This window comes from Aeromonas sp. S9(2024), from assembly GCF_041403185.1.
GTDB lineage: Bacteria > Pseudomonadota > Gammaproteobacteria > Enterobacterales > Aeromonadaceae > Aeromonas > Aeromonas enteropelogenes.
In genome coordinates, this window is sequence record NZ_JBGLRE010000006.1 from 160739 (window position 1) to 173596 (window position 12858).

Annotated in this window: 9 protein-coding genes and 3 tRNA genes; 8 read left to right on the forward strand and 4 right to left on the reverse strand. The window is 60.6% G+C overall.

Annotated elements, in window-relative coordinates; all coding sequences use genetic code 11:
* Positions 1 to 6: 6 nt before the first annotated feature.
* Complete coding sequence (gene cmk, locus ACB028_RS11995; protein WP_042029266.1) at positions 7 to 699, reverse strand: (d)CMP kinase; 693 nt, start codon at positions 697 to 699, stop codon at positions 7 to 9.
* A 244-nt stretch (positions 700 to 943) separates the two neighbouring features.
* On the opposite strand from cmk, the gene ribA reads away from it, so the two are divergent.
* Positions 944 to 1537, forward strand: a complete 594-nt coding sequence (ribA, locus tag ACB028_RS12000; RefSeq protein ID WP_042029267.1) for a GTP cyclohydrolase II — start codon at positions 944 to 946, stop codon at positions 1535 to 1537.
* 187 nt (positions 1538 to 1724) lie between these two features.
* Here ribA and ACB028_RS12005 read toward each other — a convergent pair whose 3' ends face one another.
* Positions 1725 to 2603, reverse strand: a complete 879-nt coding sequence (locus tag ACB028_RS12005; protein ID WP_371144372.1) for a LysR family transcriptional regulator — start codon at positions 2601 to 2603, stop codon at positions 1725 to 1727.
* Between the two features lie 94 nt (positions 2604 to 2697).
* Between ACB028_RS12005 and ACB028_RS12010 the strand changes: the two genes are divergently transcribed.
* Complete coding sequence (locus ACB028_RS12010; RefSeq protein ID WP_371144373.1) at positions 2698 to 3915, forward strand: MFS transporter; 1218 nt, start codon at positions 2698 to 2700, stop codon at positions 3913 to 3915.
* A 155-nt stretch (positions 3916 to 4070) separates the two neighbouring features.
* On the opposite strand, the gene ACB028_RS12015 is transcribed toward ACB028_RS12010, so the two are convergent.
* Together ACB028_RS12015 and dauA are read right to left on the reverse strand one after the other, a co-directional pair.
* Positions 4071 to 4158 (reverse strand) — tRNA-Ser (locus ACB028_RS12015).
* Positions 4159 to 4341: 183 nt separating this feature from the next.
* Entirely contained in the window at positions 4342 to 6078 is a 1737-nt protein-coding gene (dauA, locus tag ACB028_RS12020) for a C4-dicarboxylic acid transporter DauA (protein ID WP_371144374.1), read from the reverse strand.
* A gap of 485 nt (positions 6079 to 6563) precedes the next feature.
* Here dauA and ACB028_RS12025 point away from each other — a divergent pair.
* The 6 genes from ACB028_RS12025 to ACB028_RS12050 all read left to right on the forward strand — a co-directional run bounded on the left by ACB028_RS12025 (position 6564) and on the right by ACB028_RS12050 (position 12785).
* A tRNA-Asn gene (locus ACB028_RS12025) sits at positions 6564 to 6639 on the forward strand.
* A 2-nt stretch (positions 6640 to 6641) separates the two neighbouring features.
* A tRNA-Asn gene (locus ACB028_RS12030) sits at positions 6642 to 6717 on the forward strand.
* Positions 6718 to 6989: 272 nt separating this feature from the next.
* The gene (locus ACB028_RS12035; RefSeq protein ID WP_201939940.1) at positions 6990 to 7439 is read left to right on the forward strand and encodes a hypothetical protein; all 450 of its coding nucleotides are present in this window, start codon (positions 6990 to 6992) and stop codon (positions 7437 to 7439) included.
* A 4-nt stretch (positions 7440 to 7443) separates the two neighbouring features.
* Positions 7444 to 10419: a YncE family protein gene (locus ACB028_RS12040; protein ID WP_371144375.1), complete on the forward strand. Its 2976-nt coding sequence runs from the start codon at positions 7444 to 7446 to the stop codon at positions 10417 to 10419.
* The gene (locus tag ACB028_RS12045; protein WP_042071647.1) at positions 10419 to 11264 is read left to right on the forward strand and encodes an FTR1 family protein; all 846 of its coding nucleotides are present in this window, start codon (positions 10419 to 10421) and stop codon (positions 11262 to 11264) included. Before ACB028_RS12040 ends, ACB028_RS12045 begins: the two co-directional genes overlap by 1 nt.
* Positions 11265 to 11360: 96 nt before the next feature.
* Positions 11361 to 12785 carry an FAD-dependent oxidoreductase gene (locus tag ACB028_RS12050; protein WP_371144376.1) on the forward strand — a complete coding sequence of 475 codons (1425 nt, stop codon included), beginning with the start codon at positions 11361 to 11363 and terminating at the stop codon, positions 12783 to 12785.
* Positions 12786 to 12858 lie beyond the last annotated feature (73 nt).

A 12858-nucleotide genomic window follows, 5' to 3' on the forward strand; every position in this document is an offset into this window, starting at 1 on the left:
CGGATGTCAGCTTGCGCTGGCATCTCCGAGTTGTTGCTCCGCATAGGCGAGCACTGTTGCCAGCACTTCATCTATGGTCATGGCGGTTGAATCCACCACGAGAGCATCTTCTGCCGGTTTCAGGGGGGCGGTGGCGCGATTTCTATCGCGATCATCACGCTCCCGAATCTCGGTTAAAAGACGCTCAAAGTTAACATCAAAGCCTTTATCTTGCAACTGCTTATAGCGACGTTGGGCCCGTTCTTCGGCGCTGGCGTCGAGGAAAATCTTCACCTCGGCCTCCGGGAAAACCACGGTTCCCATGTCACGGCCATCGGCGATGAGACCAGGGGCCTGACGAAATGCACGCTGACGACGCAACAGGGCTTCCCGAACCCGCGGGAAGGCTGCGATTTTACTGGCCGCGTTGCCAACCTCTTCGGTGCGGATGGTACGGGAGACATCCTCCCCTTCCAGAATCACCTTGACCAGCTCCCCTTCAACCTGAAATTGCACGTCCAGGTGGGCGGCCAAGGGCACCAGCGCAGCTTCACTGTCCAGCTCCACATCATGATGCAAGGCGGCCAGGGACAACACCCGGTAGATGGCGCCCGAATCCAGCAAGTGCCAACCCAGCTTCTCGGCGAGCAACTGGCACAAGGTGCCCTTGCCGGCACCACTGGGGCCATCAATTGTCATTACGGGGGCCATCTGAGGCATAACTTCTCTCCTGCACTGTGTTGCGCCCATCCCGAAGGAATGGGTTAATGGGCGCCGATTATACCCAAATGTGCTGCCACTGGCAGTCACCAATACATACAATGGCGCAAAAGCCCGCTCTGCTCCGCCATTTGCCGTCGGTACATTTCATTAATCAATGCAGGGACTTGTTCTTATGGTCGTTCCCGACAAGGCGCGCTAAACTGGCCCCCTTTTTTTGAGCAGTTGTAGTAAGGAGCAACCTATGAGCAGCGTTACCCTCGTGGCCAGATCCAAATTGCCAACCCCCTGGGGCACTTTCACGCTGGTAGGTTTTCAGGAAACCGGCACGGGTAAGGATCACGCCGCCCTGGTCATGGGCGACATCACCGGCACGGAACCCGTTTTGGGCCGGATCCACTCGGAATGCCTGACCGGCGATGCCTTGTTCAGTCTGCGTTGTGATTGCGGCTTCCAGTTGCAGGCTGCCCTCGAGAATATCGCCAAAGCGGGCCGCGGCGTTTTGTTGTATGTGCGTCAGGAGGGGCGTGGCATCGGTCTGCTCAACAAGATCCGGGCCTATCATCTGCAGGATCAGGGGGCCGATACCGTCGAGGCCAACGTGGCCCTGGGCTTTGCCGCCGACATGCGTGATTACACCATCTGTGCCGACATGCTCAAGTTGCTCGAGGTTCAATCTCTCAAGTTGATGACCAACAACCCGCGCAAGATGAAGGCGATGGAGAGTTTTGGCATTCCGGTGGCCGAGCGTGTTCCTCTGCAGGAGGGGCGCAATCCCCACAACGAGTTTTATCTCTCGACCAAGGCCAACAAGCTGGATCACATGCTGAAAAAGTGAGTCTGTTACTTTTCAGCTAATGAAAACGCCTCCCATGAGGCGTTTTTTTATGTCTCCATCACGGCAGTCAGGCGCTATGCCCTTTCTTGCATCCAGCCAGCAGACACCAGGCCAATATCTCCATGAGCGCATCCCCCACCAGGCCTTGGCAAATCTCGCATCGAGCCCCGGATTAGGCCTGGGTGTCCTACGCCCTTGAACGTTCACTCAGCAAAAAGTCCCGCAGGGCGCGGTTGGCCATGGAGAGCGGATCCCCCCGCCGCCAGGCCACGCAAAGATCGAGGAAGATGGGGGGCCGAAACGACACGCCCCCCAGATCGGCGTCCTCTTCCAGCACCATTCGCAGGAAGGTGGTCACCGCAAAACCTTGGCGCACTACTGCCTTGAGCAGGGGGATCAGGTTGCTCTCAAAAGCGATATTGGGCTCGACACCCAGGGTCTGGGCCAGGGCTTCCATATGCTCCCTGTGGTAAAAACCGCGGCGAAACAGAGCCAGCTCCTGCTGGAAGAACTGCTCGAGCGTCACCCCGGGCGCGCCATGGAGCGGGTGTTCCTCCCCTACCACCATCAGCATCTCCTCGGTCAACAGGTGAGCCCCCTCGATGGCGGGGGGCAGATCGCTGGTGATGAGGATGGCCAGATCCAGGGTACCGTCCACCATGCGGCTAAGCAGCTCGCGGGTTCCCGCCTCCTCCACCCGGATCTTGAGCCCGGGATAGCGGTGCTTGAACGCCATCAACCTCGGCGGAAAATAGTAGGAGCCCATCATGTAGGGAATGCCGATCCGCACTTCCCCCCGCTCCAACCCTTTTAGCTCGGCCATCTCAGCCTCGGCCTGGTGCTTCTGCAACAGCAGTCGCTCGGCATGGCGGCAGAGCACCTCCCCCTCCGGGGTGAGACGCACCGCCCGATCCTGCCTGTCGAACAGACGCAGCTCCAGTTGCTGCTCCAGCTTGGCGATGGCCATGCTGATGGCAGGCTGCGCAACATGCAGCCCGCTGGCCGCCTTGGTGAATGAACCGGCATCCCTGACCGCCAGCAGATAAGTGAGCTGTTTCAAATCCATATCAATTCATCTTATGAGATAGATAACTTAAATATATTATATTTATGTGTCATGGCGCTCTACCCTGATGAAAAGTTATCAGGACATTGCAAGCATGATCGAAGTTGGAAGTCGCGAATGGATACGCGCCACCCTGGCGCTCAGCCTGGGTTCTTTTCTGGTCTTTCTCAATCTCTACCAGACCCATCCCCTGTTGCCGCTGATCGCCGAGGTGTTCTCGGTCAACTCTCTCTCGGCCAGCTGGACTCTGGCTGGCTGCACCGCCGGGCTGGCCGCCTCCCTGCTCCTGTGCGCCAGACTGGCCGATCGTCATGGCCGTCGCCAGGTGATGCTGGGCACCCTCACGCTGGCGGTTCTGCTCTCCCTGCTCATTCCGCTGGTCGAGCAATTTGAAGCCCTGCTGCTGCTGCGGATCCTGCAGGGCGCCCTGTTGGCGGGTCTGCCCGCCACGGCCATCGCCTACATGGGCGAGGAGTTCAGCAAGCGGGCGCTACTCTCGGCGGTCGGGGTCTATATCGCCGCCAACTCCCTCGGGGGGATCGCGGGCCGGGTGGTCGGTGGCTTGCTGGCAGGCTGGTTTGGCGACTGGCAGCACACCTTCCTCGGCATTGGCGCGATCAGCCTTGCCTTGCTGCCGCTGGTGTTCTGGCTGCTGCCTCATCAAACGCGCTTTGTCGCGGCCTCCCCTGTGCCGGGCCAGTTTGCCCACGCCTTGCAACAACATCTGAGCAATCCGCTGCTGGTGGGCGCCTATCTGATTGGCGGGCTCAACTTCATGGTCTTTCTGAACCAGTTCAGCTATCTCACCTTCTTGCTGGCAGCCCCTCCATTCTCCCTGCCGACCCAGTGGCTTGGCATGCTGTTTCTGACCTACCTCTCCGGCACCGTCGCCTCCTCCTTGAGCGGGCGCTGCGCCAATCGCTGGGGAGCCCAGCGCATGTTGCTGGCGGGGATTGCCCTGATGGCGCTGGGGAGTATCTGCCTGCTGCTGGGCACTCTGTCCGGGATCCTTACCGCCCTGCTTGTCTCCAGCTTCGGTTTTTTCCTGGCTCACGCCTGCGCCAGCGCCTGGGTGGGTCAACACGTCGAGCACAACCGGGCGCTCGCCTCCTCCCTCTATCTTGTGACCTACTATCTGGGGGCCAGCCTCGGGGGGCTCTACCTCCACCCGTTCTGGGAACAAGGCAGGCTCGGGGGCCTGGTGGTGGGGATCGAGCTGGTGCTCTGCCTGACGGCAGGCCTGGGAATCTGGTTGGGGCGCCTGAAACAGCGCCATGAAAAGATGTTCCATCTCCCCTCCTCCCACCATTGATTGGATAAAGGAACTGGGAGCCTTGGGTCCCTTATCGGGAGTGAAAGATCACTGGCGCAGGCAGGGAGAAGGAGGATGCCGGGATCAAATCAGTCATTGGTAATGAGAAAGCCAAGAAAGCAAAAAGCCCGACCATCAGGTCGGGCTTTGCAATTTGGCGGTGAGGGAGGGATTCGAACCCTCGATACGTTGCCGTATACACACTTTCCAGGCGTGCTCCTTCAGCCACTCGGACACCTCACCAAATTTTGGTCTGTTGTTTAACGTGTTCAGCCAACACGCTGCTCGTTGCGCCGTTGCGCTGGAACGGGGCGTAATGTACGGGATACGCAGGCATTTGGTCAATGCAATTTTTTACTTTTTGCGTTCGTTCGCTTGATAGTCGAACAAAATGACCAAAAACATGCCGTTTTGTATCCCTTTTACTCAATTTTCCGCCGCTTCGTGCAAGTGTTCCCCTTTGAGGGCCTCTTCCAGCGAGCCGTAGAATTCCAGCTTGCCGGGCTGAGGACGCACCTTGGCACGGGCAAGCGTCTTGAGCGGCTGGAACTGCAGCTCGGCGACACGCACCTCGACCCCGGCGGTGGCCATCTGCTTGCCAAAGTGCAGGAAGGCCGACAGCCCGCCCGCATCCAGGATGGAGACTGCCTCCATCTGCAACACCAGCAGACGATGCCCCTTCACCTGGGCTTCCAGCTCACCAAAGACCCGCTCGGCCGCAGCGAAGAAGAGCGGGCCGTTGATCTTGTAGACCAGGCTGTTATCCGGCAGCTCCTTGACATAGCGCTTATGCTCGGCCAAATCGTGCAAACGGGTCATCTTGGCGATCTCGCGCATAAAGAGCAGGGAAGCCAGGATCACCCCGAAGGTAATGGCAATCACCATGTCGAAGATGACGGTGAGCGACAGACAGACCAGCAGCACCAGCACATCGGATTTGGGGGCACGGCGCACCAGCTCCACCACCTTGTGAGCTTCGCTCATGTTCCAGGCGACGATGAGCAGCAGCGCGGCCATGGCCGACAGCGGTAACCAGGAGAGCCAGGGCGCCAGCACCAGAATGGCCGCCAGCACTACCAGGGCATGGACGATGCCGGAAACAGGCGAGGTCGCTCCCGCCCGTACGTTGGCGGCAGAGCGGGCGATGGCGGCAGTGGCGGTGATACCGCCAAAGAAGGGCGCCAGTATATTGCCAAGCCCCTGCCCCACCAGTTCGGCGTTGGAGCTGTGCTTGCGACCTGTCATACCATCCAGCACCACGGCGCACAGCAGGGATTCAATGGCCCCCAGCATCGCCATGGAAAACGCAGCCGGCAGCAGGCGCTCGATGGCGGCCAGGTTCCACTCGACAGGGGCTCCATCCGGTCCGGGCAGGGCCCATGGCATCACCAGGCTAGGCGCGATGGGCGGGATCCCCATCCCCTGGGTCCCGTCGGCCAGGGTATAGCTGAACTTGCTGCCGATGGTGGCCACATCCACCCCGAACTGATGCAGGCCAAAGCCCAGGCCCACCCCCACCAGCACGGCAGGCAGATGGCCCGGCACTGGCAGGCGCAGTCGCGGCCAGAGCAGCAGTACCGTCAGGGTCGCGACCCCGACGAGGGTGTCACCCCACTGCCAGCTGGGCAGGGCATGTACCAGCGCTTCAACCTTGCCGACATAGGTTTCCGGCATCTCGGCCACGTGCAGGCCGAAGAAATCCTTGATCTGCAGGGTCGCAATCACGATGGCGATACCACCGGTAAAGCCCAGAGTCACTGAGGGGGGGATGTACTCGATAAGGCGGCCAAGCCGCGCCATCCCCATGGCCAGCAGGAAGAAGCCGGAGAGCAGGGTCGCCATCAACAGGCCACCCACACCAAATTGCTGGGCCACCGGATAGAGGATCACCACAAAAGCGGCGGTCGGCCCCGAGATGGAGTAACGGGAGCCACCGGTTACCGCAATCACGATACCGGCGATAATGGCGGTGTAGAGGCCATGTTGTGGCGGCACGCCACTGGCAATCGCCAGCGCCATGGCCAGCGGAATGGCAATAATGCCCACGGTAATGCCGGCGATCAAATCGCGGCCAAAACGGGCAACACTATAGGGTTCATCGATACAGGATTGGCGTAAAGCAACGGCCAGCTTCACGCTATTCAAAGGTGCTTGCTTGTGCATGTATATCGTAATACCAGAAGAGGGAGATAAAGGCCGGATAAATCCGGCGCCCGATCATCATCAAGGGCCGGCAGAACTGTCGACGCGGCGATGGTATCCTGCGTAACCTTACTCCTGCCGCGCCGTTTTTTCGATGGTCAGGATCAATGAATGACACACTCGCCCACCATTTTGCCCATTCGCCACCAAATCCCCGATATTTATCCGGACTCCAGCCCAGTTAGCCGCAAAGATTGCCATTTGAGACATTGCGTCAATTTTGCACGTTCGCAGCCGATAAAGGGAAGTTTCCCTCATCAGCACACACCCTCTAGTCCCTCTTTGTGACCAGTGAAGCAAGTGCAAGAGACTGATTGTGCTCAAAATAAGCGGCAAAGACCAAGTTTTGGGCAAACAGGTCGAAAATCCGTTTTTAACAAAGATCGCGGGTTGACACCCGCCACCCTGGCCATTAATATCCGCCCCGTCTCGACGAGACAGGCAATTCCTCCTTAGTTCAGTCGGTAGAACGGCGGACTGTTAATCCGTATGTCACTGGTTCAAGTCCAGTAGGAGGAGCCAATTCCCCCGTAGTTCAGTCGGTAGAACGGCGGACTGTTAATCCGTATGTCACAGGTTCAAGTCCTGTCGGGGGAGCCATTTTCAAAAACAAAAAGCCCGGTCAATCGACCGGGCTTTTTGTTTTCTCCCTCCCGGATTGCTCCCTCTGGCGGCCAGGTCATGGCAACCTGTTCCCTGCTTTTCTGACTGCCCCAGTCGCTGCCGGCATACCACCTATCCGTTGCTCATCCTCTCCGAGCTGAAAACCATTCAGGCTTTATTCATCACCAATAGAATTGATAACTCTTTTCATTGCCTTTTCTGCGTTATAGACTGCTTCACCCAAACCGACCATCGGTGCCGGAGCATTCATGACAAGCCTTTCCCTCTCAGCACGCCCCTTCTGGCAATGGCTGGCCTATCACCATCAGGCCGCCGAGGGCTCCCTCTATCTGATGTTTTTCTCCGGCCTGCTGCTGTGGGAACCGCTGACCCCGCTCTGGTCGTTGGCACGCTGGAACCTGTTCCTGCACGTCGCCCTCTCGCTCACCCTATTCCCCCTGCTGTTCGGCGCTTTCTGGCTCTCCCATCGCAGCTTGCTGAATAGAAGCCGCAAGCCCTTCTTGCGCACCACGGGCCGCATCATCGAGGGCCTGCTGCTGGTGTGTCTGGCCAGCGGCCTGCTGCTGGTACTGCACGGCACCCCGGGCGACAACCTGGGCAACCTTGCCAGCTGGGCCCACTGGCTGAGCGCGCTCGCGTTGACTCCCCTGGTGCTGCGCCACGCCTGGCGCTGGACCATCTTGAAATGGCGCACCTGATCTTATGTTGAAGTTGTTGTTATCCCTGATGTTGGCCGCCCTGCTGCTGGGAACAGCCTCGGCCCAGGAGATGGGGGCTGCCATGATTGCCTATAACGAGGGGAAAGCCCCTCGTCTGCTGGTAGCCAACCAGGGCGCAGGCTCCGTCACCCTACTGGAGCGAGAAAGTGGCAAGCGTCTCAAGGAGACCCGCTTTGGCGGCGATCTGCGCCAGCTCGCTCGCGCAGAAGACGGCACCCTGTTGGTGACCGACTACAGCGGCGATCGCCTGCTGCTGCTGGATGATGATCTCGACCTAAAAAAGGCGATCCCCACCGGCCATAGACCCTACGGCGTCATCTACGATCCCAAGCGGCGCTGGTTCTGGGTCACCTTGTTCGAGGCGGGCCGCCTGCAGGCCTATGACACAAATGGCAAGCTGCAGCTGGATATGGCCACTGCAGAGACTCCGCGCGGACTTGCCCTGACCGACGATGATCGCCTGTTGCTCACCCACGCCATGACCGGCCAGCTCGCCATCTACGATCTCGCCAAGCTGGAGGGCGGCGCCAAAAAAGCTGCCCTGCCCACACCGCGCCTGATCACCCTCGCCGAGACCCAGAGCTCCACCCCAAGCGACTCTCAAGGCTTGCCGCGCCTGCTGGACGGCATCGCCCTCTCCCCCGATGGCAGCGAAGCCTGGCTGCCCCATGTGCTGTGGAGTTTCGACCACCCCTTCCAGTTTCAGAGCACCGTTTTCCCAGCGGTCTCCATCATCGATCTCGAGGAAGAAAAAGAAAGGGTCGACGAGCGCAAACAGCTCTTCTTGCAGATCAACTTGCCCAATGTCGGCAACCGCAGCCAAATCGTCTCCAATCCCTTCGCGGCGCGCTTCGCCGCCGACGGCAAGCGGGTCTACCTGACCCTGGCGGGTTCGGAGGATCTGCTGGTGTTCGACCTCTCGCGCAGCGGCAAGTCCAACAGCAATCGCCACAGACGCAAGAAGTTTCAGGGCGGCGCCAAGGCAACCCAGCTACTGCGCCACCTGCCGGGCCAGAATCCGCGCGATCTTTTGATCGACGGCGACCACATTCTGGTACACAACGTCATGGGGCAGGATCTCACCCGCCTCAACACCGGCGGCAGCGGCCCCTTCGCCCGGGTCACCGTCGATGTGCCCCACTTCGCCAAACTGGTGGAATCCGATCCCCGCCCCGAGCCCCTCAAACGTGGCGAGCGGCTGTTCAATCTCGGCAACACCGCGGCAAATAGCCGCTTCCCCATGGCGGGGGACAACTGGATGAGCTGCAACTCCTGCCATCTGGACGGGTTCAACTTCACCAACCGCTATCTGATGGCGGCCCATCGCCAGAAAAGCCGCGACAACGCCATCAACGGCCACGCCAACCTCGCCAACATGGTGGCGGGGGATTTTGTCGGCGAATACCTGCGCATGACCCAGCAGACCCAGGGGGGCATGGGCCATGACACCCGCGATGGGGCCGAGACAGTCGATCCCGCCAAACCCCAGCCCGAGGTGAAGGCGATGATGGAGGATCTGCACGCCTTCGTGACCGCCGATGGCAACCTCCCCTATCTCGCCAACTGGCTGCGGCTTGATGCCCCGCGCACGGATCCCGCCAAGGCGCCAACCACCCACCCGAAAGAGTGGCTCAACTCCGCCTCCTGCCAGAACTGCCACCAACAGGCGTTCAAGGATTGGAGCGAGAGCAATCACCGACTGATGGGCAACTCCCACCCCTACTACAAGGTGGTACAGGCGCTGGCTCGCGAAACAGAGGGCGAAGCATTCGGCCAGTGGTGCCAGGGTTGCCACATGCCCCAGCAGGTGCTAACCGGCCAACAGGATCTGCCCAAGGGTTCGAATATGTTCGAGCAGGGGGGAGCCTCGCTCATTACCGCGCACAACAAGGGCGAACCTGTCGTCGAAGAAGGGACCGGCTGCGTGCTCTGCCATCGCATCACCAAGGTAGAAGACGCCGGCGGCAACAGCGCCTTCACCGTGAATTTGAAAGACCGCGAGAGCTATGTGTTCGAGGATGCCCCGGGCGGCAGCCTCCAGCACTGGCTGGCCGAGCGGCAGATCAATGCCCGCCCCGCCATGCACAAAGCCTCCTACCAGAAGGATTTCTACCAGGATGCGACCCTGTGCAAGTCGTGCCACAACGAGTTCGCCCCGGGCACCGGCGCCAATATCGTCAACACCTGGGACGAGTGGGAGAACTCCAGCTTCGCCAAGGCAGAAGATCCCGCCAAACGGCGCACCTGCATCGACTGTCATATGAACCCGGAGCCCGGCAACGGCGGCGCGCCGGTAGCCGGTCAGTCCACCGAGAACGGCACTCTGAAAGAACGGCTCTATCGCCACAACTTCACCGGTGCCCAGCACCAGCTGGTGGGGCTACGCAGTCCCGAGCTTGAGCAGGAGAGCCTGGCGCTGCTTCGCTCCAGCGCGACGCTGTCTGCCCGCATCGAAACCAAGACAGGTCAGCAGCCCGAGCTGGTGGTACGGGTCGCCAATACCGGCGCAGGCCATGCCCTGCCCACCGGGGTGGCCGATTTTCGCGAGCTCTGGCTGGAACTGACCGTCACCGATGTCACCGGCAAAGTGGTGCTCACCAGCGGCCAGCCGGTGGATGGCGCCGTGCCCGAGGATGCCCGCTTGTTCAGGAAGGTGTTCGGCGATGCCGAGGGCAAGCCGGTGGGGCTCAAGTTCTGGCGCTACGCCAAGCTCCTCGAAGACACTCGCATCCCGGCCGATGGCTGGCGCGATGAAGCCTGGCCACTGCCGGCGGATGCCAAAGCCCCCTTCAAGGCCGATATCAGACTCAATTTCCGCACCTACCCCAAGTGGGTCAGTGATGCGGTGCGCGCTGCCGAACCGAGCTTGCCGGAGCCCCCCATAGTGCTGCTCACTCGGCTACAACTCAATCGGCTGCAACTCACCCCCAACATGCCCGATACGGAGCCTCAAACCTGATGTTTGCAAGTTTTCTCATTACCCTGCGCGAGGGGCTGGAAGCCTTTCTGCTGGTGGGCATCTGCCTCTCCTACCTCGCCAAGCTGGGGGCGAGCCGCTACAACAAGTTCATCTATCTGGGGGTCGGGCTTGGGCTCGTCACCTCGCTGGTGGTGGCCTTTCTGTTCCAGGTGGTAGTGAGCCAGTTCGAGAGCGAGCGCTACAACCACCTCTTGATGGCGGGGATCCTGATTTTTGCCACCCTGGTGCTGAGCTACATGGCCATCTGGATGCAAAAGCAGGCCAAGTCCCAGGTGGGGGCCATGACGGCGCGCATCGACGCGGCGCTCGATAGTGGCAACCTGTTTGGCCTGGCCCTGCTCGCCTTCCTCGCCGTGATGCGTGAAGGGTTTGAAACCGTGCTCTTCTTCTCCGCCCTGCTTTACTCGGGTCAGGGAGTCGATCTGCAATCCGGCCTTGTCGGCGCGCTGGCAGGCCTGCTGGTATCGGTGGCGCTGGTGTGGGGGCTGCTGCGCTCCACCCGCAAGGTGGCCCTGGCACCTTTCTTTCGCTGGACCGGCCTGCTTATCATCATCATCGCCGCCGGATTGCTCTCCTCTGCCGTCAACATGCTACAGGCGGCGGGGGTCATTACCCTCTGGACCGAGCCGGTGTTCAACATCAGCCACATTCTCGACGATCAGGGGATCTTCGGCACCTTCCTGCGCGCCCTGTTTGGCTACAATGCCTCGCCGGCCGGCCTGCAGCTGCTGACCTGGGTCGCTTATCTGGTGGTCTTCGTTACTCTCTGGCAACGCAGCTACCGCCCCCAGCCACAGCCAGCGGGATCCGGCGCCAAGCCCTGATATGCTGAGGGCCTGATATGGCAAGGCGGCTCACCGGGGTGAGCCGCTTGTTCATCCGTCCCTTTTCTCTTTTGCCAGCCGTTTTGGAACACCGTCATGAGCGACAACAACACACAACACATTGCGGTATTGGGCGCCGGCCCTGCCGGTCTGATGGCCGCCTGGCGCCTGCGCCAGGCCGGTTTTGCGGTCACCCTGTTCGAGCAGGAGAGCGTGGTGGGCGGCATGTGCGCCACCCAGACCTTCAAGGGGCGCGACGGTGAGTATCGCTTCGACTACGGCGGCCACCGCTTCATCACCAAGAACCCCGAGCTGCTCGCCTTTATCGACGAACTGATGGGAGACGATCTGCTCCACGCGATGCGCAAGAGCGTGATCCGCTTTGGCGGGCGCACCTATGACTACCCCTTGAACCTGCCCAATTTGCTCAAGACGGCGCCGCTCGCCCTGATGGCCGGGGCGGTGAAGGATCTGCTGCTATTGCCCTTTGCCAAGAAGCCTACCGATTTCGCCAAGGCGAGCTTTGCCGAGTGGATCCAGAGCCACTTTGGCCGCACCCTCTATCGCCAGTTCTTCGAGGGCTACACCGGCAAACTGTGGGGCATCAACCCGGACAAGCTCTCCGCCGACTGGGCTGGCCAGCGCATCAGCCTCATCGATCTCAAAGATGTGGCGCGCCGCCTGCTGCCAAGGCGTAAGGGGAGCCTCTCGGTGCGTACCTATGCCCGCAAGTACCGTTACCCCAAATATGGCTTCGGCCAGATCTTCACCACCCTGGGCGAGCGGTTGGTTGCCGAAGGGGTTGAGCTGAAAACCGGCGCCACCATCACCCGCCTCGAGCAGGCTGATGGCCGCATCGAACGGGTTTATTGGTCACAAGATAACGTGGAGCAGAGCGAGCGATTTGATCAGGTGATCTCTACCCTGCCGCTGCCGCTCACCTGCCAGCATCTGGGCTTGCCGTGCGATCTGCACTACCGGTCGCTTCGCTTCGTCAATATGCCCCTCAAACAGGAGAACCTGTCGGACAACACCTGGCAGTACCTCTCCGACCCCCATATTCTGGCCACCCGTCTGCAGGAGCCGCGCCGGCGCAGCCCCTTTATGGCACCCCAGGGCCAGACCTCGGTGATGCTGGAGATCCCCTGCAACCCGGGAGATGCCACCTGGCAGGCACCGCTCTCTGATCTGCGCGGCCGGGTCACCGCTGATCTCGCCAGTCTCGGCGTCGATACCGCCAAACTTGGCGATGAAACCTTCGAGGCCCGCAGCGAATACGCCTATCCGCTGATGGATCTCGGCTATCAGGCCCGCCGCAACGAGGCCATCAAGGCGCTGATGCCCATCACCAACCTCATCATGACCGGCCGTCAGGGGACATTCCGCTACATCTTCACCGACACCGCCATGGAGATGGGGATGATGGCCGCCGACATGGTGATCGACGGGGTGGACAGACGCCACGCCATCTTCAACCATCGCAACGAAAATACCGTGATCGAGACCCAGAGCGTGGCGTGAGCACGATGACTGGTGTTCAACAGGCAGACAGACGCCGCAACACCTTCAACCATCGCAACGAAAATACCGTGAT

What these genes read in the sequence shown, in the direction of transcription:
- ribA (WP_042029267.1), top strand. Translation starts at nt 944, where the DNA reads ATGAGCAGCGTTACCCTCGTGGCCAGATCCAAATTGCCAACCCCCTGG.
- cmk (WP_042029266.1), bottom strand. Translation starts at nt 699, where the DNA reads ATGCCTCAGATGGCCCCCGTAATGACAATTGATGGCCCCAGTGGTGCC.
- dauA (WP_371144374.1), bottom strand. Translation starts at nt 6,078, where the DNA reads ATGCACAAGCAAGCACCTTTGAATAGCGTGAAGCTGGCCGTTGCTTTA.
- ACB028_RS12040 (WP_371144375.1), top strand. Translation starts at nt 7,444, where the DNA reads ATGTTGAAGTTGTTGTTATCCCTGATGTTGGCCGCCCTGCTGCTGGGA.
- ACB028_RS12050 (WP_371144376.1), top strand. Translation starts at nt 11,361, where the DNA reads ATGAGCGACAACAACACACAACACATTGCGGTATTGGGCGCCGGCCCT.
- ACB028_RS12035 (WP_201939940.1), top strand. Translation starts at nt 6,990, where the DNA reads ATGACAAGCCTTTCCCTCTCAGCACGCCCCTTCTGGCAATGGCTGGCC.
- ACB028_RS12005 (WP_371144372.1), bottom strand. Translation starts at nt 2,603, where the DNA reads ATGGATTTGAAACAGCTCACTTATCTGCTGGCGGTCAGGGATGCCGGT.
- ACB028_RS12010 (WP_371144373.1), top strand. Translation starts at nt 2,698, where the DNA reads ATGATCGAAGTTGGAAGTCGCGAATGGATACGCGCCACCCTGGCGCTC.
- ACB028_RS12045 (WP_042071647.1), top strand. Translation starts at nt 10,419, where the DNA reads ATGTTTGCAAGTTTTCTCATTACCCTGCGCGAGGGGCTGGAAGCCTTT.